This window comes from Candidatus Magnetominusculus xianensis (genome assembly GCA_001541255.1).
Taxonomy (GTDB): domain Bacteria; phylum Nitrospirota; class Thermodesulfovibrionia; order Thermodesulfovibrionales; family Magnetobacteriaceae; genus Magnetominusculus; species Magnetominusculus xianensis.
Window position 1 is genome coordinate 1 of sequence record LNQR01000066.1, and the last position, 22,750, is coordinate 22,750.

Below are 22,750 nucleotides of genomic sequence, written 5' to 3' on the forward strand. Positions count from 1 at the left end.
ATGATCTAATTTCCTACCGTCTAATTCTCTCATCTTTTATCTTAACATTTTGCTTAATTTTATGTCTACTTACTTATACACTTATTAATAGCTCATGAATTAGAGCTGCCAGCTGCACTGCTTCGCCCAACTGATAGATTTAGTGAAGAATTAAAGCCTGATCCTTTCAATAATTTTGATGACGGCCTTGCTGTGCTGGCAATGGAACTGGATATTGTCATGCGTGGAAAAGGCTTGAAAAACCAGCTATTCGATATAAAAAACATAGATGATTATATTCGATGTATAATAGCCCTTGACCAGTTGGAATCTAAGTGCAAAAGTGCTGCAAATGTTAATAATACAATCGTTAAAACTAAAATCATTCTTCTTGCTGCCGTGCTTATCGATTGTTTAATTTTTTCGAAGTATATAGGTGAAAGAAACTTCGTTGCAGCATTATTTTTATTTATAATACTATTAGTATTGCTTGTAATGTTTTATCGCGTGGCTGGGAAATAATGATGCGTCGATTTAATCGATTAGTAGTTTTTGCATTGACGCTGTTGAGCCGGTAATTTTAGATATACTCCACTAATGCAATGAACTACTTCCTATAAGGCTGGATGATATTGAGAAAAGATATGGCATGATATGTTATAATTAGAGTTAAGATGATGTGGAAAAAAATAATAAATATCATAGATATGTCTATAACTGTATTGTTTTTGTCATTTTTCATATTATTCTTGTGTACTGCACTTTATATTATAGTTATATTAGACAGTTCGGAAAGAGAAGCATTTTATCCTATATTAAAGCAATCGATATATCTAAGAGTGATACCGAATGATCTTCCACCTGATGTTACTGATATATATGTAAAATGTGATATGAAGAGAATCTATCCGTATCTGTTACGTTTTAACTTTTCATATATTTCACCGGAATGTAGAGAAGTTAATGAAAAATATGTTTTGTATCCTTATTCCATATTTTCACCTAACTGGTGGCCTAAAGAGTTAACAAGTACTACATCCTCGAAAAATATGACAATATTTAAATTATCACAATATTATATATTTTTATCTGCTTTTTTATCTGAAGAATTAACAAGCAAAGTATTCCCGAAAAATCGTACAAAATATAAATTTTATCAGTGCGATAGCATATTGTATAAAGATGGGATAACTGTGTATTATGCCATTGATTATAATGCTAAGACAGGATATTTTTGGCAGTTATAATTGCAACCGATCAAGCACCTTGTATAACTCTTATAATGCCATAATAGTTATACAGTTATAGGAGTATTTACTTGACAACTAAGGTTATGGATGTCCTGAGATATTCAATACGGATCAGGGTTCGCAATATACTGGTCGACTTTTCCGAATGTTCTCAAAAGCAATGGAATTCGTATCAGCATGGACGGCAAAGGACGGGCAATGGATAATATAATGATAGAGCGTCTGTGGCGAACTGTAGAGTATGAAGAGGTTTATATAAAAGACTACGAAACAGTCAGGAATTGACTGCCGCCCTTCGGAGCTACTTTGATTATTATAACAACGAACGCCCACATGCTACGTTCGACGACAAAACTCCTGCCGAGGTGTGACGGCAATTATGAAGGCTGCTTAATGAATGGTTACAAAACCCTCATAGAGGGCTATATCTTAAATCCACTAAACAGTGGTATTGACATTTGGGGCCACCTTATGAAAACAGCTCTAAGGACTGTGGCATGAAGAATTTGGTGTCCACTATTGACATCACAGCTCAGAATATTATCATATCTGAGATACACGCATTGTTTACATAATTTCCACAACATGCGGCCAGCGGTTATGCGTTATATGTGATAAGATATACCCTGTGCAGGCCGCTGATGCCTTTTAGCTCGAACAGCCCTACGAGCCTGGAGTGAATCCCTTCCATTTTTGATGCCTCTTCGATAACGTGTTCCGTTACTAATACACGGTCAACCAACGGCAGTTCCTCTTTTGTTTTCATAGCGCCTTCCATTGGAATTAAATCTGCCCACTTAACACCCTCCACGCGAAACGTCATATTGGTTGCAACGCCAAGCCTGTCTCCTTTGGCGTCTATTCTCGTCTCACCCTGATTTATGGCAAAGCGCAGTTGAATCCTTGCGGCTTCGTCCTCTACGGTCTTGTTGTGCGCGGCTATTTCCTTCAAAACGGTAAAGGCAAAACGAACTGCATTAGGAACCTTTGGAAATGTTATTAAAAAACCATCGCCCGTACTTTTCATAAACCGGCTGCCCTCTTTTTTTACGATAGGCCGTACCTTGTCTGTCAGTGTCTTTGTAAGGTCAAGCGCAAACTGGTCGCCATACTTATTGGCTATGCCTGTGGAGTTGCATAAATCCAGGACAAGTATCGCCTCAGTTTGAATAGACCCCTCGGGAAGCGCAAATCCCACCATTGTCCTCATCGTCTGCTGCTGTTGCTGCTGCGGTTTCCCCTCACCTGCCTTGAAAACCCTGCCTGTGAGCGCTTTAAGGGCGTTGACTGCCTCCAGGCGGACCTCCTCTTCGTCGTCATCAAGCATCTCCTTTAGTTTAGGGATTGTGTCGGGGTCTTTCAACTTGACAAGCGCCTTTAAGGCGCCTACCCTGACGCGTTTCTCACTATCGTCAAGCAGGATATACAACGGTTCAATAACCTCATGTCCGCCAATTGAGGCAAGCGCAGACGGGATGACCCATTTTATCTCGCTGTCGTTAAGTACGGCGGAGAGGGCGGCGATTGCGCGTTTGTCCTTTAGCGTACCAAGCGCTGTTACTGCCTTTTCCCGTACCCACCAGTCGGCGTCGTTTAAGGTTGCAATCAGAGGCTCAAGGGCCGCAGGGTCGGCAGCTTTATTGAAGAACTCCACAGCACACCGTCTCATGTTTACATCATCGGAGTCCTTTAACATTTTAATGAAAAATTTGACGATATGCTCACCCTTTACCTCTGCAAGCGCATCTGTTGCAATTTGCCTTACCCACCAGTCTGAGTCTTTCATCGCCGCCACAAGGGACTCTGCCGTGCTTGGGTCTCTGATATTATTCAATACATCTACGGCACACCGTCTGACGTTTACGTCCTTGTCTCTCATAAGTTTGATGACATCAGGCACTATGCTTGCATCCGCAAGCTGGATGACGCATTCGGTGGACTTTTGTCTTATGACAAGGTCTACATCCTTCAACAAGTAAAGCACTGCAGAGGCCGCCCTCTTGTCGCCAATTGCTGCCAGGGCGTCAAGTACGGTACGCTTCAATAGTGTGTCTTCCACCTGAAGTAATTGTGTCAGAGGGATAACGCTCTCCGGGTCTTTTAACTGTGCCAGCGCCCGTACTGCCTGAATACGCAGAGACAGAGATGTGTCTGAAAGGGCGCCGATTAATAGTTTGGCTATGCCGGGGGCGTCTGTCTCCCCTAATATTCTTATTATTCCCTTTTTCTGCTCAGTGTCACTCTCCGCGTACATTGCCATAAGTCTGAGCACACAGGCCTGACTCTTTAACGTACACAATATATCGACAGCGGCCATTCTGTAACTGCTGTCAGGGCTTCTTAGATAGTCAACCAACGGCTGGGCTGCCGCTTCTGCATATTTCTTTAAGATGAGTTCCTTTGCCGTCCTGCGTATTTCTTCCTGAGGGTCACCTATGAGCTGCAATATGTCAGGCATATAGTGGGTGTCGCATAGCCTGAAAAGTACCGCCTTTGCCCTTGTCTGATGAAGGCGTCTGTTACGGAAGGCATCTATTATACGTGTGTAGGCCTTTCTGCCATAAACTACAAGGGCTTCTACTGCCTTTGACTGGTCAGTTTCTGTCTTGGCTTCATTAAGCTCCGCTATTAGCTTCTTTATCTTTGAGCCTTCAAACACGATTTAGCCCGATGCCGTTACGGTGCAGTTTATTACAGTGTAACAGCCGGCAGTGCCTGTGATATACAGACAATATTATACTAATAGCGCCGCCCGCCTTTGCTTTAGCAAGTTGTCCAACTCCCTCACCCCTTTCCAACACCCCTTTCCTATATCGCCGGCAGGCGTTTCATCTTATTAAATGGGCCGGCAAATGGGCCGGCAAATGGGCCGACAAATGGGCACAACATTTTACGACTGTTTCTTCAGCGCGTGATTCTCAGCAATCAGCTTCACTACCAGTGAGGATGTCGTTCGCAGCCGTTCTGCCAGGGTATAGAGTATATGGCGAAATTCCTCCGATGTCTTGTTTATTTCCTCTTCGAGAAAATCCTTGTCTATTAACCCAAGCTCTACATCCCCTACGGCAGTTGCCGAGGCAGAGCGCGGCTGCCTGTCCAGAAAGCTCATCTCACCAAAAAAATCACCTTTTTCCAATACTGCTATGTGGAGATTCTCCTTGTCCATCTTCTTAGTGATACGAACCTTGCCGGAGATTACCAAATATGTGCCCTCGCCGTAGCCGCCCTCTTTAATTATCACCTGTCCATCTTTATATGTTTCTTTTACGGCTATCCTTCTCATTTCTTTTGTTGACCCCTTATATTTATTAGCAATTTACATTAAAAGAGTATATCATATAGTAGTGGAAAATTAAAATACTAATTGATATAATACCACATATGAGAAACACAAACCCCAATACTGAAGAATAAGGCGTGAGACCCCGCGTTGTGATAGCCGGAGGAGGCTTTGGCGGGCTTTGGGCAGCCAGAACTCTTGCCAATCAGCCCGTTGATGTTATCCTTGTTGATAGGAATAACTATCACACTTTTTTACCACTGCTCTATCAGGTAGCAGCGGCTGAACTTGAGCCTGAAGATATTGCATACCCAATAAGAAGTATTTTGCGAAAATTCCCTAACGTCAGATTCGTCCTCGCCGACATCAAACGAATTGATTTAGGCAAGCGTGTCCTCTACAGCTCTGATTATGCCATAACCTATGATTATCTGATTCTTGCTACCGGAAGCACCACTCAGTTTTTCGGCATACCGGGTGCTGCTGAGTACTCATTTCAACTGAAGACCCTTGAGCAGGGCATAGCCCTGAGAAATCACATCCTGCGCTGTTTCGAGTATGCCTCAAGAAAAATAGACGACGCAAAAAGACAGCAGCTTCTCACATTTACCATTGTAGGAGGCGGCCCTACGGGGGTGGAATTTGCCGGTGCACTTGCTGAACTCATACACGGCCCGCTCAAAAAAGACTATCCATCGATTGACTTCGATTATGTAAAAGTCGTTGTCATCGAGGCTGCCAACAGTGTTCTGATCACATTCCCTAAGACGCTGCGCGACTATGCCCTCGATAGATTATACCGCATGAAGGTCAATGTCATGCTTGAGACATTGGTGGAGAAGGTCATGCCTCAGACCGTTCATCTCAAAGACAAGAATATTTTGCCCACAGAGACCGTTATCTGGACTGCCGGTATTTGTGCAGACCCGATTACTGAGGGCTGGGGGTTTTCAACAGCCCGAGGCGGCCTCCTCATGGTGCTGCCCACGCTTGAAATCGAAGGACACGAAGAGATATATGTCGTCGGAGACCTCTCTTCAATAGAAGACACCAGACGCCAGCTCCCTATGACCGCCCCTGCAGCGGTTCAACAAGGCATACATGCCGCTAATAACATACTAAATAAACTGACAGGCAGACCACAAAGCCCCTTTATATATAAGGACAAGGGGGCAATGGTTACAATCGGGCGCAACACTGCCGTAGCACAAATAGGCAAAAGGTCTTTTACCGGATTTTTCGCATGGATTCTATGGCTTATTGTCCAGTTGATTAACTTAATAGGGTTTCGCAACCGCCTGATGGTGTTAATCAACTGGTCAATCGATTATCTGTTATTTGAGCGGGCAATCCGGCTGATTCTGCCGTTAAGAAAGCAGCCTCAACCGCCGCGAAATCAGACTTGACAGTCCAAACACGACATAGTTTAATTGCTATTTACGCCATTGTCATTGTATTTGCTGCAGCCACGCTTTTTTCCAATCTTGGCAACAGGCTCCTCTGGGGAGATGAGGCAACCACCGCTCTATTAGCCGAAAGCATAACAAAACATGGACTGCCAAAGGTCTCTGACGGTAAAAACCTGATAACCTATATCGGGACAGAGCTGGACTCTAATAAAGCCCAGGTCTGGACTTGGGCTCCATGGACTGGAGAGTATCTTGCGGCTGCATCTTTTTTCCTGTTTGGCAAGTCAACTGCCACGGCACGACTGCCGTTTACTTTTGTTGGTCTTTTCTGTGTCATTATATTCGCCCGCTTAGTGTATAAAATATATGAAAGTCATGAGACGGCAATTATGGCAGCTCTGTGCCTTGTTACATCGGAGTTGTTTATCCTCCATGTGCGCCAATGCAGGTACTATTCAGTCGTGATATTTGCCGAGATTTGGCTCATCCTGGGGCTTTACCATCTTTTCACAGGGCGCGCCAGGCGCGGTACCATTCATATGTCAATGGCACTTGCCTTGATGTTTTACTGCAACTACATTATTATCATAGGAAATATCATTGCCATCGTATTTACCACAATCCTCGTACACGAACGCCGCAAATACCTATGGCGTTATATACTCTCAGGATTTGCGGCGTTTACGTTAATGGCAGCGCCTTGGATACTTTACGCAAAGCCGTGGACCCAAGCCGGACAGGTCAATAGCAGGCTCTATATTCCAAAACTCCATTACTACGCAGTTGAGATTAATTTTCACATGTTTCCATTTGTGTTGTTATTAATCCCTGTCGGGTACTTTATTTTCAAGGGCCGCTCCCTCCACATCTCATCAGGGAAAACGCCTGCTCAAAGAGACCTGGAACTTTTCTTGTGGATTTTAATACCATGTCAGCTTGTGATCATTTCGGTGGCGCCGGGGCTGTTTGTACGTTATTTTACACATCTTATCCCTGTGTTTTGTATCCTTCAGGCCATGTTGCTTACAAGATATATCAGGCCCATGCTCCCTCGTTATGCCCTTGTCGGGCTTCTCTGCTTTACCAATCTTTTATCTATGCTTGGATTGTATTTTTTTCAATATGGCCACAAACCAGCCTTCCCTGTAATTAATCTGATGCGTTCTATTGCCACACCATACACAAGCAGGCTGGATGATGTTGTTGCGTTTCTTAAAAAGGAGGCCGCCCCGGGCGAATCCATTTTGGTATATGACTCTGAGTTCCCCCTGATATTCTACACTGATATGCAGGTAATCGACGGCAGATTTACCTATGGTAAGACTGTGAGGCCGGACTGGTTTTTCCCGATTGGCCCGTCATGCGTATTTGATATGAAACCAGACAGCATCCCCGAGGATTTATCAAATGACTTCACCCCGGTTGAGATTGAAGTCCATAAAACTAAAAGGTCTGGCAGCATCGGCGACCCCGACAAATATGAATACTTCACCGCCACTGACAAAGAAAAATTCGTCATATATAAAAGAAAACCGGAGACCCGGAGACCCCGGAGACAAAGTGAAATCCTCAATAAACACTAGGCATATTGTCGTTTGCCTGGCTCTATTTGTATTTACTGCATACTTGCTCTTTTACAACATTGGCGGCAGACCGTTGTGGGGGGATGAGGCAGAGAGCGCCCTGCTTGCCGTTAATATCACAAAATATGGCCTGCCGGTAAACACTGACGGTAAAAACACGATTACCCTGTACGGCCAGAATGTCGATTCCAATGAAAACCACATATGGACATGGAGGCCGTGGCTTGGCGAGTACCTGATGGCGGCGTCCTTCTCTATTTTTGGCAAGTCAACCGCAGCCGCACGGCTTCCTTTTGCCATAGTTGGGTTTATCTCCGTTTTTGCCCTTATGTTTTTGGTCTTTCGCATCTCCGGTGATTTCAACAAGGCCGTGCTTTCAACTCTTCTTTTTGCCGCATCAGAACTCTTTATCCTTCACGCCAGACAGGGGCGCTACTATGCGCTGATTATTTTTGGTCAGATATGGCTTATCTACGGGATTTACCTTGTGTTAAAACAGCCCGGTAAATGGTCCGGCATATTGTACGGCGCCGCCGCACTGTCAGTTCAGTTCTACTGTAACTATCTCGTAGTGCCCGGCAATGTCATTGCCATAGGGATTTGGGCAGTCCTTATGCGCCGCCGCTACAGCGGGATTTTGCACCGGCTTGGACTAGTCTTTCTCCTGTTTGTATTGACCAGCCTGCCGTGGCTTTTATACGCGAGACCGTGGCGTCAGGGGTCTTACGCGGGGGGGGTGAATTTCTTACAGGGGGCGCTGGTTTATTCAAAGGAGATACACTTTCATGTCTTTCCGGTTACTTTACTGTTACTGCCAGCTTGTTTTTACATTTATCATCGGGTCAGAGGTGTTACTGCCGCTTCTGAAGAAACGCCCATTGAGGCCGACCCCATTGAGATAGATATAGTGAAGCTACTTTGGCTTATCGTACCGTTACAGGTGCTTATTCTGTCGTTTGGGCCGGGGCAGAATCTGCGTTATATAACCCCGTTATTACCAGTGTTTGCAATTATAGAAGCCGGTCTGTTAATGAGATACATAAAACCTGCCATATTACGCGCCGCTTTAACAATAGTGCTGCTGGCTTCCAACTTCGCGGCCTACCCGTTTGACCACATACACGAGGCGCGGCTGACCGTCGTAAATCTGATTCGCAGCATAGCAACTCCCTATACCAACCGGCTTGCAGACGTTGTGGCGTTCCTTAAAAATGATGGCTTACCCGGTCAGTCGGTCTTTGTCTTCGACCCTGAGTTTCCGCTTATTTTTTATACTGATATGAATATCATCGACGGGCGTATATCTAATAGTTTTTCTGCTGATAAGCTGCCTGACTGGGTATTTCCAGTAAGTGCATCGGGTATCTTAGGGGAGAGCGCCATTGCCACTTCTGAGGTCATACACAAATACTACGACGCCGTTACAATTTCTGTCCACAATTCAAGCAGGATGGGGAATGCACCCGAGCCGGACATTTACGAATACTTCACCAACCATGATATTGTCCCAATGACCGTATATAAACGCAAGGCTGTGGCGGGATAATATATGCCCCAGATTGATTATAAGGCTGTGGCGGGGTATGTGTTGGTTTTATGCCTGGCCTTTTTTTTGATGTTCTATCACATAGGAGAGCGTCCGATGTGGGGAGACGAACTGACCACTGCCCTGCTTGCTGTTAACATTGGCAAGTTCGGCCTGCCCAAGGTCTCTGACGGCACAAACACCATCACCTATATGGGTGAGGGAATTGACGCAGACAAGTACGGCAACTGGACATGGTCGCCGTGGCTTGCTGAGTATCTGGCCGCTGGGTCTATTAAAATATTCGGCAAGTCAACCGCCGCTGCGCGCCTGCCTTTTGCCATAACGGGATTTTTGTCTGTGGCGCTGTTAGGGTTTATTGTCTACCGGATATACGGCAGCCATGAGATATCGCTTATGTCTATGCTTTTCATGTCAACATCAGAGGTCTTTATTTTGCATGTGAGACAGTGCCGTTACTACCCGCTGATAGTATTTGCTGAGATTATGTTTATTGGCGGCGTTTACTTGTTGTTAAAGGGCCGGAGGACGGCGGCAGTCACCCTTATGGCAGCAGCCCTTACGATTCAGTTTTATAGTAATTACATAGTTGTTGCCGGAACTCTGATTGCGTTTGCATTTTTTACAGCATATATTTACAAGAGGTACGACAAGGTTATCAGCACCGGGGCAGCGGCAGTTATATTATTCGCTGTGGCGGCTGCGCCCTGGATAGTATATGCAAGGCCCTGGCGGCAGGCCGGATATGCCGGTAAAGAAAATATCATAGAAAAAATCGCCTATTATCTCTGGGAAATGAATTTTCATATCACTGCCCTGATAGTTTTCATAGTGCCGCTTATATATCTTGCCATTAAATCCATGAACGACAACCGTGAGAGGCAAGTGGCAGATGATATGGAGGCATTTTTCTGGATACTGATTCCATATGTTATTGCCACGGTTTCTTTGGCGCCCGGGGTGTTTCTGCGCTATCTCCTGCCGCTGCTTCCGGCTGTGTTTGTCTTACAGTCGGCCATATTGAAGCGGTACATTGGCAGCCAAGCTGTACGCCTTGCATGCGCAGCTCTCTTATGTCTTACAAACTATGCAGCCTACTATCCCCTGTATCCAATAAAATTACTCGACCCTATAAACATACCCTTTCAAATACATCAGCCACGCCTGCCCCTAACGACGCTTATCAGCGCTGCATACACCCCATATGCCGACAGGACAGGGGACATAATAAACTTTCTGAAGAAAGAGGGTGCAGACGGTCAATCGCTCTTCATTGCAGACTCAGGTATGTCCCTGATATTTTATAACGGGATGAGGATTATCAATACAAAAACAGATATTGCGGGAAATATTAAAGAACTCCCTGACTGGATATTTACAGAAACTGCTGCCGTCCTGCCCAAAAAGCCCCCTCCCATGTATCCATCTAAAGAAATTGCTGATTTATATACGCCGATAACCCTGAAGGTTCACGCATCGCGCAAGAGCGGAAGCATCCCTGAGCCAGATATGCACGAATTCTTTGCACCAGAAGAGATGGAGGATATTCTTGTCTTTAGGAGAAAGCCGGGTTAACGTCACCCTCTAATTTACTTACAGCCAACTCTATCATAAACTCAGCCCCGCCTTCCACATTTTTTACCGAAAGTCTGCCGCCCATGTTTGTCTCTATTATTGTTTTGGACATGTAAAGTCCAATCCCCGTGCCTTCCATCCCCTTTGTTGTGAAATAAGGCTCAAAAATATTTTCTATAACATTTTCTGGAATGCCGCCGCCGGTGTCTCTTATCAAAATTATTATTTTACCGCCATCATCGCTGTTACTGATTGTTATTTCTATCTGTCCCCATTTTGGGGTTACGCCGGGATATTTTATTGAAGTGATGGCATCTCGGGAGTTATTCAATATGTTAAGTATCACCTGGTTAAATTCATTGGGATATCCATCAGTAAACAGTTTTACATCGCATTCAGCTCTTAAAGTAATATCAATGGCGCTTTTTTTATACAATTGTGCGAACATCGAGATTAATTTATCTATCGTAGATTTAACATCAAAGCGTACTTTCAGCTTTGAGGGTTTTAGAAAATCCCTAAAATCGTCAATTGTTTTTGACATAAAGTTTACTTGACACATTGTCATATCAACCGCTTTTGCTACATACTTCCCATCAAATTCACCATAGTCATAAGCGTCTTTTATATCCTGAATAATTAACCCGATGGCATTTATTGGCTGCCTCCATTGGTGTGCTATTAAACCTATCATTTCCCCCATTGCAGCCATTTTTGATTGATAAATCATTAATTGTTCTTGCCTGCGATGTCTCTCTTCTGAGAGTTTTCGCTCTGTTATGTCACGAAATATACCCTGCGCAAGTATTTTACCATTAATTTTTATAATGTTGGCGGAAATTTCAACTGAAACCCTGGTGCCGTCTTTTCTTAATATGTGCGTTTCTAAGAAATGGTGGCAGCCCTCTGCAATTGCGCGTTGAAAAACATTAATAACCCTCCCACGGTCATCCTGTGGATGAATGTCTGTGTATTTCATGTGAAGAAGTTCTGATTTACTATATCCAAGTAACACAACAGCCTTTATATTAGCATCCAGCAGATTTCCCTCAGTATCGGCTATCAATATGGCGTCACTAGCGTTTTCCATCAGGGCATGTGATATTTTTTCCGACTCAAGAAGCGCATGTTCTATTCGTTTTTTCTCAGTTATATCCTTAATAATACCACCAGAGCCTAAGCAAAAATCTAGCTTACGGCTTATAACACCTAATGTGCCATCATGATCAGCGATATGTTTATCAGCGTTGAACTTATATATGCCATAGCTGGATACCTCTGAAATAATTGGCTTATTCGATAATTCTTCATCCTTTGTTTTTAGACGAACCTCAAGTCCGAAAGTCTTTCTGTCAACACTTCTTCTTTCATCAAACAGCTTGGGCGGTTTCAAATTACCAGATTTTTTACCAAGAAAATATGGTAGGACTTCCTCTCTGCTTATATTTTTTACGTCATCCTGATAGAATATTTTACTAAAATGCTCTCCTATTAGTTCCTCTGGTTCATATCCATAGTGGCGTATAGCGTCATTTATAAAAGTGAATTTGCCATCAGTATCAATTTTATAGACTACGTCCGGTAAAGTTTGAACAAAAAACTTAAACATCTCCTCAGATTCTTTAATCACGTGTGCCTGTTCAATAAGTTCGTTGTTAAGTCTTTGGAGAGTATCTTTGGACTCTAAGATTTCCTGATACTGATGAATGACATTTTCATAAGTAGAAAAAAGAAGATTAAATATTTTCCTGTAATTCGAGTAAATAACGTGTGTTGTCCCTTGGTAGGTTACTTCAAATTCACCACTGACTGTTGCATCAACTATTGGTATTGTATTATTAATATATGATTCAATTTTAGAAATAAGATATTTCTCATTATACGGCTTTGTTATATAGTCATCAGATTGTGATTTCAGACCTTCTATTATATCTGTAACTGATTTTAACTCGGTAAGCAATATTACCGGTATTTTATTAATATCCTTATTATTCTTAATCTCACGACAAAGTTCATATCCATTCATCTCAGGCATATTAATATCACTTATCACTATATCAGGCTTGGTAAATAAAGCTATATTCAGACCAAGTCTGCCATTTGATGCAGTAATAACGTCATATCCATTTTTTTGAAGAATGCGCCTCAGTATTTCTAACTGTATCTTTGAATCCTCAACGATTAAAATTGTCTTAGCCAATTAACACACCTATACATAAACGTATGATTAACACTCTGTGTCACACATTATAGCGAGATATTGCATTTGTTTCACACCAATCATGACTATAGCGGCACCATGTGATATACTAACACATTTGCGATTGGTTGTGTCAACAACAAGTCCATGTATCAGAACTTATTTCGTGTAGATTTTTACGTGATGCAACACGCTATTTCCCAGATTTCTTTCTTCGCCAACTGACAGTCTCTTTTCTCTCTGAGGAACTTAAACCCTCGGTGATTGCATCAACCCACTCAGGCTGTGAGAGAATCTCAAGTGTCTCCTTGTGCCGATCAATATAATCATCGATAAGTTCTGAAAGTATTTCATTGATATCGCGCTTTTCTATTGTCGCTATGACATTGAGCGTGTCCCGCTTGTCCTCTGGAATCATTACTGTTGATGACATATGCAGCCTCCTGCAAATAGTCTACTTGTTAGGCATTCTATAAGTCAACACTTCTTTCATGCCCAAGTTCCGATGTCCCTATTGACAAAAACTCTGTAATCCCGATAAGATATAAGTGTAAATACAATAGAATCTGCAACTATTCTTAAAAGGATTTATATGAAATTACAGTTACATATAGAGCAAGACGAGGCAGGCTATTTCGTGGTTGCAGTACCGGCGCTTCCTGGCTGCCTTTCCCAGGGCAAGACAAAGGAAGAAGCTATAAAAAACGTACACGAAGCAATAGAGGGCTGGCTTGAGGTTATGAGCTCTAAAAGCGAGTATTCCAGGGGAGAACTTATTGAGGTTACTGTTTGAGTGTACCGGTTAAGGCTTTGTTCAGGCATGGAGGCTGTCAATAAATTTAAAAGAGCAGGTTGGGGTATAGCAAGACAAAAAGGATCTCACGTAATGATGATAAAAGAAGGTTATGAATACACGTTGTCCATACCACTGCATCCTGAACTAGGCCCTGGTATTTTGAAAAAGCTGATACGACAAGCAAATATTTCCGTGGAGGAGTTTAATAACTTATAGGCTTCTACTAATAATCATGATAGCATTTTTTCAATGTCAATAAATCTCTCCCCATTACTGTAGACGGTTCAGTTACGTCTCCACAAATGGCTTTAGTGTTTCGTCAGCATTGCCCCTGCTATGGGGTCGATAGCAATCGTGAGTGTTTTTTTTCTGGTGGACAGACTTATCTCACCGCCTGTTGAACCGCCGACGGCATAAAACACTACCTGCCAGCGGCCTCTTCTGAACTCCTTGTCTTCAGCGTCTTTGATTACGATTTTTGTGTTTTCGGGGAAACTCCTCGTCTTGCCATTAAATGTATATGCCAGTGCGTTGAGGTCAACGGTGACTTTTACGTCCTTACCCTTAGAGGAGGCAAGGACTGAGGCATATCTCAAATCTGCAAGCAGCGTCCTTGCCGCCGACTTCAACAGCGTCTCAGGCATTCTCGATGTCAACTTTACCGCCACTACCGACAACGCGATGGCAAGGATAAGCATAGTCACCATCAGCTCTATGAGCGTAAAGCCCCCGCTGCTGTGATGCCGATTACGACAATGACGATGGCGATTACATGGGGATATCATTTAAACTAAATATGGCCATAAGCATCGAGATTACAATAAAGGCCACTACGACGGCCATTACAAGTATCATCGCAGGCTCAAGAATGCTTATCAGCCTTCGTACCATTGTCCTCAGTGTTTTTTCATATGTTGAGGCAGCCTTTAAGAGCATCTCGTCAAGCGCTCCGGTCTCCTCGCCTACTTTCATCATGGAAATCGCAAGCGGTGGGAATATATTAGCGGCTGCAAGCGGCCCGGCAAGCCCCTTTCCCTCCTTTGCCCCCTTTATGATTTCTTCGATGGTCTGTCTAATGATTAGATTATTTATAACGTCTTTTACGTTTCTGAGGGCGTCAAGGAGTGGTACGCCGCTCTTTAACAGTGTCCCCAGTGTCCTAGAAAACCTTGCCGTCTCTACCGTTACGACAATTCCCTTAAATAGCCTGAGCCTTAAGGCATCAAGGTTTTGCCTGCCAAGTTCTGTGAGCGCGTATCTTTTGTATGCAAAAAAGGCAATGCCAATCAGCCCCACAACCGCCCACCAGTAATCGCTGAAAAAGCCGCTTATCATCATCAATATCTGTGTGGGCAGGGGCAGGGTCTCACCCATCTCTTCAAATATTTTTGCAAATTGAGGTATCACATAGGTCAGCAATATTACTATTGAGACAAGGCCGGTTATACCCAGAAGCACCGGATATATCATTGCCGAGTATATGTGCTCTTTCAGCTCGCTTGATGTCTCCAGATAATCGGCAAGTTTCTCCATAACGGCCTCGATAACACCGCCGGACTCGGCTGCCTTTATCATGTTAATATAGAGGCGTGTGAATATCTTCGGGTGCTTGGACAGAGACTCTGAGAACGAGTTGCCCTCGCGTATGGTCTTTAAGAGAGACTGAATGATTGCGCGCATCGAGTCGTTGTCTGAGACCTCAACTAAGATGCTGAGGCTTCTGTCAAGGGGCAGCCCTGCGCCCAACAGTGCCGCCAACTCTGTTGTAAAGGTGAGGACTTCCTTTGAGCCGGATTTATTGAATATCTCAATCCTGCCCTTCGGTTCAGAGCGCGTAATGGAGAGCGGGATGAGGCGTGAATCCTTAAGAGTGCTTATGACGGTTTCCTCGTCAGCAGCGTTTATGACACCGCTGCGGTGTTCTCCCTCCCATGAGGCCGCCTTGTAGTAAAATAGGGGTATGTTATACCTCCTGTGTAACCCTCAGTACCTCGGCAATTGTAGTCTGCCCGGCCCTGACCTTCTCCGCCCCGCTTTCGATAAGTGTTTTCATTCCATGTCTCTTAGCAATGTGCCGGAGTTCGGTCGAGTCGGTACTTTTTAAGATGGCCTTTTTTAGAGAGTCATTGACAACAAGGAACTCAAATATCCCCTTTCTGCTATAAAACCCCGTCCCCGCGCACTGCTCACAGCCCGTGCCCTTATATAGTACAACATCGGGGCTGAGGCCGATTAGTGCAAGTTCGTCGGGTGAGGCCGCCTCATCATCAATGGCCTTGCAGTTATTGCACACTATGCGCACAAGGCGCTGCGCAAGTACCCCGCGAAGGGTTGACGTAAGCAGAAACGCCTCCACCCCCATGTCAATAAGACGGGTCACTGCAGAGGGGGCGTCATTCGTGTGCAGCGTGGAAAACACAAGATGACCGGTCAGGGCAGACTGTATGGCTATCTCTGCCGTCTCTACGTCTCTTATCTCCCCTATCATTATTATGTCGGGGTCTTGTCTGACTATGTGCCTTAGGGTGTTGGCAAAGTTAAGGCCGATTTGCTGCTTCACCTGTATCTGGTTTATGCCGTTGAGGTGATATTCTATCGGGTCTTCGACTGTAATTATCTTTTTCTCCGGCGTATTAATCTTATCAAGCGCCCCGTAGAGCGTGGTGGTCTTGCCGCTTCCGGTAGGGCCTGTGACAAGGACGATGCCATGGGGCTTGGTTATCAGGTTGTTAAACCCGCTTAGAATATCATCGGGGAAGCCTAGCTGCGTAAGGTCTATGACTATGGATTCCTTGTCGAGAATCCTCATCACGATGCTCTCGCCGTAGAGGGTTGGCACGGTGGAGACGCGCATATCTATTTCTTTTAAGGCAATCTTGAGTTTTATCCTGCCGTCTTGCGGGAGGCGTCGTTCGGCTATGTTTAACTTGGCCATTATCTTGATTCTTGATATAATGGCGGGCTGGAGCTTTTTTGGCGTGGATTCGACCTCTTTCAGCACACCGTCGATGCGGTATCTGACCTTTAGTTCATTCTCGAAGGGTTCAATGTGAATGTCGCTTGCCCTGGCCTGAACTGCCCTTGAGATCAGGAGGTTGACGAGTTTTATAATAGGGGCCTCAGAGGCAAGCCCCTTAAGGTGGTCAACATCTTCGTCGTAGTCGCTTATGGTGTCGAAACTTACATCGCCGATGTCCTCGATTATCTTGTTAATATTTGATTCCCTGCTGTAAAACTTATCAATGTAGTCTCTGACTTCTGCCTCGTCAGCCCCAAATGCCTCTATTTCATAACCGGTTGCCACTGTGAGGGCGTCAATAGTGCTTATGTCCCACGGCCTTGCCATGATGACCTTCAGACGGTTATCTTCTAAATAACTTGGAATAATCAGATTATTGCCAATAAAGCGCGAGGATATGCCGTCAAGGACGATGGGGACACGGGGGAAGTCCTCCGGCCCGGCCATCGCAATCTCTCTGTCTGGTGTCTCTTTGTCCACGCTCTCTTTATCAACTCTATTGGGCGAATTCTATGAGCTTCTCTGCAATTTGCACCGCGTTGAGGGCAGCGCCCTTTCTCAGATTGTCTGAGACAATCCACATGTTGAGCCCAGAGGGTATGGATTCGTCTTCACGTATGCGCCCTACGTATACCGCGTCCTTGCCCGCACAGTCAAGGGGCAGGGGATAGATGCCTTTTTCTGGGGCGTCAAATACTATAACGCCCGGGGCCTCAGACAAAATAGCCCGCACCTCGTTTGCCGTCAGTTTCTTTTCAATCTCGATGTTGACGCACTCAGAGTGCCCTCTGAATACAGGGACGCGCACTGTGGTTGCCGTTACCTGTATGGAGTTGTCACCCATTATCTTTCTGGTTTCGTTGAGCATTTTCATCTCTTCTTTTGTGTAGCCATTGTCTAAGAACACATCTATCTGGGGGAGGCAGTTAAAGGCAATCTGATGTGGATAGACATTGCATTTAACCTCCTGAAAGCTGAGCAGCGACTTTGTCTGCTCAAGGAGTTCGTCCATAGCCTTTGCGCCGGTGCCGGAGACTGCCTGATATGTGGACACCACGATTCTCTTTATCTTTGCCCTGTCATGGATGGGCTTTAGGGCTACGACCATCTGGATAGTCGAGCAATTTGGATTAGCGATGATTCCCGTGTGTTTTTTGAGGTCACCGGGGTTTACCTCAGGGACAACGAGGGGGATTGCCGGGTCCATCCTCCACGCGCTTGAGTTGTCTATGACGACACAGCCGTCTTTGGCTGCAAACGGGGCAAAGTCCTTGCTCCTCTGCGCTCCGGCAGAAAACAGGGCTATATCAATCCCCTTAAATACGTCTTCACGCAGGACTTCGACCTTTATTTCATCGTCTCTGAACTCTAGTTTCTTACCTTCCGACCTTTCAGAGGCGAAGAGCCTGAGCTTATCAATGGGGAAATTCCTTTCCTGCAAGATAGATATCATCTCACCGCCAACAGCACCGGTTGCCCCAACCACTGCCGTCACATACTTATCTTTTTTCTTTAACATTTATTAACCGCTCCTTCTTTGCTCCTTACGGGATTATACTGCATGGCACTATTATAACTTTATTATCCCTGATAATAAAAGCCTTTTCAGAGGGCTACACCTCTTGCGGATGCTTGCAAAGTATATCACTTAGTGATATAATTAAATATATGAGAGTTTTCAAAAACAAATGGTTCAACCATTGGGCACATCGGGAAGGTATCTCTGATGCTGTTTTATGCCAAGCGGCGGAGGAAATCTCCACAGGTAAGGTTGAGGCCAACCTTGGTGGTTATTTGTTCAAAAAACGATTGACAAGGGCAGGAGCGGGAAAAAGCGGAGGGTATCGTGTAATTGTAGGTTATAGAAGACCAAATACTGAGCGGATTGTTTTTCTGTACGCTTTCGCCAAGAGCGATAGAGCCAATATTTCCGATAGGGAAAGAACTGCTTTGAGCTTTGTCGCAGAAGCTTTTGTTTCATCAGTTGATGAACATATTCAGGAACTCTTAGCGATTAACTCGATATGGGAGGTAAAATGTCATGACTGAAATTCTGGATATTGCCCATGACATGGCGAAAGACCTTTTCAAGGTAGGAGCCATGGACGAAATTACCATGCGGACAGTGGAGGCGCTTTGCTTACCACCTAAGCGTCCTTTCAGACCCGAAGATATCCGGCGTATCCGCACGGCCAATCATGTAAGCCAAGCTGTTTTTGCGGCAATACTTGGTATTGGCAAGACTACAGTACAGCAGTGGGAACGCGGGCAAAAGAAACCAAGTGGTGCAGCACAACGCCTTCTTGACCTGATAGACCGTAAGGGACTTGCTGCACTTAGCTAAAGCATGAATGAACAAAAACATCTAACCGTATCTTGGTTCAGCATGAATTGGATAAATCCGATTCACAAATTTGCGCTCCGAATATCTACACCCTGAGACTGTTGCACCTCTTGCGAATTTGACCACATTCAGGTATCATTAGAACATGGCAAAATCAAACGCTGATACCTTGATGAGTAATATAGCACGTTACTCAATCAGCCATTTTATAACTAAGATACTGGGGGCGGTTTATGGATTCATAAAACCCAGAATGCTCTCTCCTGAGCTTTACGGGCTATGGAATCTCCTGAACCTTATCCCAACTTATACGACGTATATTCACCTCGGTTCGCGCTCCGCAATGCAGTACATCATTCCATACAACAACGGCAGGGACGAGGCATTTAAAAACGATGAGATAAAGAGCACTGTCATGCTCAGTACATTTGTGCTTAACATGGCTGTTGCCCTGATAATCGTTATAACAGCACTCACAGGGAAATTTGACATCACTGTTACAGCAGGACTTCTGGTTATGGTTGCAGCGCTGATGATGAAATGGTATCAGGAGTTCATTCTCAGCCTTCTTAAGGCATATCAGAATTTCAGGTTATTGACCTCGCTGAACTATCTGATGACATTATTGACAGTGTCGTTTGGCATAGCTTTACTTTTTATCTGGGGCATATATGGCTTATACATGAGCCTGCTCCTGACATGTGTTATTGTGGTTTTATATATCAGAAAGACCTATCCAACAAATATTTCATGGCAATATAAGTCATCAGTCTTTGTTGACCTTGTCAGGAAGGGTTTTCCAATAATGATATTTAATTTCAGCAGCATTTTACTTAATACATTTGACAGGATATTGATTTCACATTTTCTTGATATGAAACAAGTCGGCTATTACAGTTTCTCTGTTACGGTGTTCACATTTATGATTCAGATCCCGGGGGCTGCGCGCGAGGTCATGGAGCCGGAGTTGATGCACGAGGTCAGCAGCCAGTCAAAAGAACAGATACTTGATGATTTCCTGTTCAAGCCCCTTGTGACAACTGCATGGTATCTTCCATTTATGATTGGTACACTGCTTATTATGATTCCAGTTGCAACACCGTTTCTTTTCCCAAAATATATAAATGGCATAGTACCTGCTCAGATTGTTATACTGGGCAGCTATTTCTTTTCTCTGTCTGTATTTACGCGTGGTATAATTATTTCAAACAACTGGCAGGTTCAGGCTGTAATACTAATGGTGGCTGTGTTAGTTGTTAGTATAATATTAAACATCGTCGGAATAAAGGCCGGATATGGCATAAGCGGAGTTGCCTGTGTAAGCAGTGTTTCTTGTTTTTTACTTTTTAGCGCCCTGTCCACTTTGATAGCAATAAAATATGATATTCCCTGTCGAATATGGCTAAAAAGAATGCTGCCGCTGTTGATTCCTTTTAGCGTCATGTGCGCAGCGGTTTTTTCGCTAAGATATGTATTCACCCGCGCAGTAACGAATCCTTATATTGGCGTGGCATTGAGCTTGTTTGTTTATCTGGCGCTGATGACGGTATTGATAGCAGCCGCTGAGAAAAAATACCCGCACTTAAAGGCATTAAGCATAATGCGAGTATTGCATAAGGTATTGCCTAAATGACATTTTCACTTAATATACACTCTCTGGTTACAGTGCAGTTATGCGAGCTTAATAGTCATATAACAGAGCGGCTCAAAGATTATTTCAGCTTATTCGCAGCCGACCCCGCTGAAATCTCTGGAAATTACGATATAACAGTTATGCCATTTAAGACAGATAAAAAATCTCTTGAACTCTTTTCAAGGGATATTCTGCCGTTTTGGATAAAGGAACTCAGCGATGATTCATACGTGGTGGTTGGACACAGAGGTAAACCGGATATGGCATTTAATGTGTCTGGTCCAATTACTATTGAATATTGTGAAGAGACCCAGGAGTTTGGCAGACTACTGTTTAATCTTACCTATTGTATCCAGTTTAGCCTGATAAGAAAAGGCGGGTTGTTATTTCACGGTGCTGTCTTATCGCGGGACAATAACTGTGTTATTATAGTAGGTCCGTCCGGTATAGGGAAAACCGCCCTGACACTTACTATGCTTAATGATGGCTGGGATTATGTAGGCGATGATAAATTTATTCTTTACAAAGGAAAGGCCCACATCTTCAGGCCCTATATACCGATGGAGCGCTTCCACTTTGAGTTCCTGACAAGGAACAACCGTATGGTTACAGGGCACAAACGTTTTAAATATCCGGTTGTGATTAGCAAGCTCGCTAAGGTTTTTGTGGAAAAGTATTCCCCTGATTTTATAATACCCATGTTCAGCCGGTTACGCTCTCCTGTGGTGTTTGTAAACGTGAAGGATATGTTTCCTCAGTGCAGGGAACATACTACGGCAATCCCGTCAAAATGTGTTGTTATAACGCACGGCAGCTCATTCAGAGCTAAGGAATGCAGCCATGACAAAATCATCAGGGATATAATCAACCTCCAATGGCTCCATTTCCCGGATTTTGAGAAGATGACACGCATTCTTAGCCTGTCAGATTATTCATATTACAGGGATTTCGAGGCGGTAATAGCAGAAAATCTTTCAAACATGCAGTTTTTAAAACTAAACTTTCCTTATGAATGGAATCAGCAGAAGCGGTATGAGTCTCTTCTTAGCGGGATAAATTCATAATATTTGTGGCTTTAAAACAGAATCTCGGCTTCCATATCGGAACTACTTGTCAAGATGGTGGCAAGGCGTGTACAATATCACATATTAAAGTCAGGCCTATAACAGACCATAAGAGGAGACAATATGGAGCAGGCTAAAGGGCACAGGCGGCCAACGATTCTTATCGTAGATGACGAAAAAACCAATATTGACGTACTTGTTAACCTTTTAAACGGGGAATTCCGGGCCATAATAGCAAAAAACGCGGAGCAGGCCCTAAAGCGGCTGGAATCAAAAGACGAGAAGATCGATTTAATCCTTCTGGATATATTAATGCCTGAGATGGACGGCTACGAACTTTCCAGGAGGGTGAAAAACAATATATTAACCAGGAATATTCCTATTATGTTCATCACTGCGTTAAGCATGGTGGAGGATGAGGTCAAAGGATTCGAGATGGGGGCAGTTGACTACATTACAAAACCCTTTGTAGCGCCCATTGTGTTGGCAAGGGTGCGTACGCATGTCGAGTTAAAATTAAAAAGGGACCTATGTGAGATACTGGCTATGGAGGACAGTCTTACGGGAATCCCAAACCGCAGAAAATTCGATGAGTTTTTAGAATTTCAATGGAGTGCTATTCAAAGGAGAAAAAGCCCCTTATCTCTTATGTTAATTGATGTTGATTATTTCAAGAAATATAATGATAACTACGGTCACGCTGCAGGAGATGATTGCCTGAGGAAAGTGGCACGTATGCTTAAAAGTTCAATGCCCAGGGCGATGGACTTTGTTGCCAGATATGGCGGAGAGGAATTTGCCTGCATACTTCCAGACACCGGGCAGGCTGGCGCTGTTGAGGTTGCAAAACGGCTTCTGAATGCCGTAAGCAGCCTTCAAATACCACACGAATTCTCTGATTCGGCAAATCACATCACCGTGAGCATAGGTGTTTCCACAGTAACGCCTCCTGAGGCAGGCGCTGCTTCCGATTTAATTGAAACAGCAGATTTAGCCCTTTATGAATCAAAGGCCTCAGGCAGGAATCAGATCAGCTTTATAGCGTATCAGTAGCCGCATTATCGTAAGGCAC

Annotated in this window: 21 protein-coding genes and 1 pseudogene; 14 read left to right on the top strand and 8 right to left on the bottom strand. The window is 44.2% G+C overall.

All coding sequences use genetic code 11. The features are described from left to right. The first annotated feature begins 192 nt into the window (after positions 1 to 192). The 3 genes and pseudogenes from ASN18_RS09065 to ASN18_RS17535 form a co-directional block, all read left to right on the top strand. Positions 193 to 501, top strand: a complete 309-nt coding sequence (locus tag ASN18_RS09065; protein ID WP_157072906.1) for a hypothetical protein — start codon at positions 193 to 195, stop codon at positions 499 to 501. Between the two features lie 152 nt (positions 502 to 653). After that, positions 654 to 1,226, top strand: a complete 573-nt coding sequence (locus tag ASN18_RS09070) for a hypothetical protein (RefSeq protein ID WP_085052429.1) — start codon at positions 654 to 656, stop codon at positions 1,224 to 1,226. Positions 1,227 to 1,311: 85 nt separating this feature from the next. Continuing rightward, positions 1,312 to 1,600: pseudogene (locus ASN18_RS17535) on the top strand (transposase); the annotation flags it as partial. Positions 1,601 to 1,827: 227 nt separating this feature from the next. On the opposite strand, the gene ASN18_RS09080 reads toward ASN18_RS17535, so the two are convergent. Both ASN18_RS09080 and ASN18_RS09085 read right to left on the bottom strand, forming a co-directional pair. Beyond that, complete coding sequence (locus ASN18_RS09080) at positions 1,828 to 3,888, bottom strand: HEAT repeat domain-containing protein (protein WP_085052430.1); 2,061 nt, start codon at positions 3,886 to 3,888, stop codon at positions 1,828 to 1,830. Between the two features lie 231 nt (positions 3,889 to 4,119). After that, positions 4,120 to 4,512 (bottom strand): Crp/Fnr family transcriptional regulator, encoded by a 393-nt coding sequence (locus tag ASN18_RS09085; RefSeq protein WP_085052431.1) that lies wholly within the window; start codon positions 4,510 to 4,512, stop codon positions 4,120 to 4,122. Positions 4,513 to 4,646: 134 nt separating this feature from the next. Between ASN18_RS09085 and ASN18_RS09090 the strand changes: the two genes are divergently transcribed. The 4 genes from ASN18_RS09090 to ASN18_RS09100 are packed head-to-tail and all read left to right on the top strand — an operon-like array spanning position 4,647 to position 10,622. Beyond that, on the top strand, positions 4,647 to 5,915 hold the full coding sequence (locus tag ASN18_RS09090) for an NAD(P)/FAD-dependent oxidoreductase (protein WP_085052432.1): 1,269 nt from the start codon (positions 4,647 to 4,649) through the stop codon (positions 5,913 to 5,915). Continuing rightward, the gene (locus tag ASN18_RS17170; protein WP_157072907.1) at positions 5,912 to 7,501 is read left to right on the top strand and encodes a glycosyltransferase family protein; all 1,590 of its coding nucleotides are present in this window, start codon (positions 5,912 to 5,914) and stop codon (positions 7,499 to 7,501) included. Before ASN18_RS09090 ends, ASN18_RS17170 begins: the two co-directional genes overlap by 4 nt. Then, on the top strand, positions 7,479 to 9,047 hold the full coding sequence (locus ASN18_RS09095; protein WP_236861631.1) for an ArnT family glycosyltransferase: 1,569 nt from the start codon (positions 7,479 to 7,481) through the stop codon (positions 9,045 to 9,047). Before ASN18_RS17170 ends, ASN18_RS09095 begins: the two co-directional genes overlap by 23 nt. Positions 9,048 to 9,050: 3 nt before the next feature. Further along, entirely contained in the window at positions 9,051 to 10,622 is a 1,572-nt protein-coding gene (locus ASN18_RS09100; protein WP_085052434.1) for an ArnT family glycosyltransferase, read from the top strand. On the opposite strand, the gene ASN18_RS09105 is transcribed toward ASN18_RS09100, so the two are convergent. Both ASN18_RS09105 and ASN18_RS09110 read right to left on the bottom strand, forming a co-directional pair. Next, a complete protein-coding gene (locus tag ASN18_RS09105; protein WP_085052435.1) occupies positions 10,603 to 12,822 on the bottom strand; it encodes a PAS domain S-box protein in 2,220 nt (739 codons plus the stop codon). The two genes, ASN18_RS09100 and ASN18_RS09105, sit on opposite strands and share 20 nt — an antisense overlap. 193 nt (positions 12,823 to 13,015) lie before the next feature. Next, positions 13,016 to 13,255 (bottom strand): hypothetical protein, encoded by a 240-nt coding sequence (locus tag ASN18_RS09110; protein ID WP_085052436.1) that lies wholly within the window; start codon positions 13,253 to 13,255, stop codon positions 13,016 to 13,018. A gap of 159 nt (positions 13,256 to 13,414) precedes the next feature. Here ASN18_RS09110 and ASN18_RS09115 point away from each other — a divergent pair, with 159 nt between their 5' ends. Both ASN18_RS09115 and ASN18_RS09120 read left to right on the top strand, forming a co-directional pair. After that, positions 13,415 to 13,615: a type II toxin-antitoxin system HicB family antitoxin gene (locus ASN18_RS09115; protein WP_085052437.1), complete on the top strand. Its 201-nt coding sequence runs from the start codon at positions 13,415 to 13,417 to the stop codon at positions 13,613 to 13,615. Positions 13,616 to 13,642: 27 nt separating this feature from the next. Further along, positions 13,643 to 13,834, top strand: a complete 192-nt coding sequence (locus ASN18_RS09120; protein WP_085052465.1) for a type II toxin-antitoxin system HicA family toxin — start codon at positions 13,643 to 13,645, stop codon at positions 13,832 to 13,834. 92 nt (positions 13,835 to 13,926) lie between these two features. On the opposite strand, the gene ASN18_RS09125 is transcribed toward ASN18_RS09120, so the two are convergent. The 4 genes from ASN18_RS09125 to ASN18_RS09140 are packed head-to-tail and all read right to left on the bottom strand — an operon-like array spanning position 13,927 to position 18,156. Continuing rightward, positions 13,927 to 14,403, bottom strand: coding sequence for a prepilin-type N-terminal cleavage/methylation domain-containing protein (locus ASN18_RS09125; protein WP_085052438.1), 477 nt, complete (start codon positions 14,401 to 14,403; stop codon positions 13,927 to 13,929). Next, positions 14,387 to 15,580 carry a type II secretion system F family protein gene (locus ASN18_RS09130; protein ID WP_492208002.1) on the bottom strand — a complete coding sequence of 398 codons (1,194 nt, stop codon included), beginning with the start codon at positions 15,578 to 15,580 and terminating at the stop codon, positions 14,387 to 14,389. Before ASN18_RS09130 ends, ASN18_RS09125 begins: the two co-directional genes overlap by 17 nt. A 1-nt stretch (position 15,581) precedes the next feature. Continuing rightward, positions 15,582 to 17,117, bottom strand: a complete 1,536-nt coding sequence (gspE, locus tag ASN18_RS09135; protein ID WP_236861634.1) for a type II secretion system ATPase GspE — start codon at positions 17,115 to 17,117, stop codon at positions 15,582 to 15,584. Between the two features lie 16 nt (positions 17,118 to 17,133). Further along, positions 17,134 to 18,156, bottom strand: coding sequence for an aspartate-semialdehyde dehydrogenase (locus ASN18_RS09140; protein WP_085052440.1), 1,023 nt, complete (start codon positions 18,154 to 18,156; stop codon positions 17,134 to 17,136). 149 nt (positions 18,157 to 18,305) lie between these two features. On the opposite strand from ASN18_RS09140, the gene ASN18_RS09145 reads away from it, so the two are divergent. The 5 genes from ASN18_RS09145 to ASN18_RS09165 all read left to right on the top strand — a co-directional run bounded on the left by ASN18_RS09145 (position 18,306) and on the right by ASN18_RS09165 (position 22,731). Next, positions 18,306 to 18,686, top strand: coding sequence for a type II toxin-antitoxin system RelE/ParE family toxin (locus tag ASN18_RS09145; RefSeq protein WP_085052467.1), 381 nt, complete (start codon positions 18,306 to 18,308; stop codon positions 18,684 to 18,686). Further along, a complete protein-coding gene (locus ASN18_RS09150) occupies positions 18,679 to 18,981 on the top strand; it encodes a helix-turn-helix domain-containing protein (protein WP_085052441.1) in 303 nt (100 codons plus the stop codon). Before ASN18_RS09145 ends, ASN18_RS09150 begins: the two co-directional genes overlap by 8 nt. A 145-nt stretch (positions 18,982 to 19,126) precedes the next feature. Continuing rightward, positions 19,127 to 20,614, top strand: coding sequence for a lipopolysaccharide biosynthesis protein (locus tag ASN18_RS09155; RefSeq protein ID WP_085052442.1), 1,488 nt, complete (start codon positions 19,127 to 19,129; stop codon positions 20,612 to 20,614). Next, entirely contained in the window at positions 20,611 to 21,678 is a 1,068-nt protein-coding gene (locus ASN18_RS09160; protein ID WP_085052443.1) for a phosphoenolpyruvate carboxykinase (ATP), read from the top strand. Before ASN18_RS09155 ends, ASN18_RS09160 begins: the two co-directional genes overlap by 4 nt. Before the next feature lie 123 nt (positions 21,679 to 21,801). Continuing rightward, positions 21,802 to 22,731, top strand: coding sequence for a GGDEF domain-containing response regulator (locus ASN18_RS09165; protein ID WP_085052444.1), 930 nt, complete (start codon positions 21,802 to 21,804; stop codon positions 22,729 to 22,731). Positions 22,732 to 22,750: the final 19 nt, after the last annotated feature.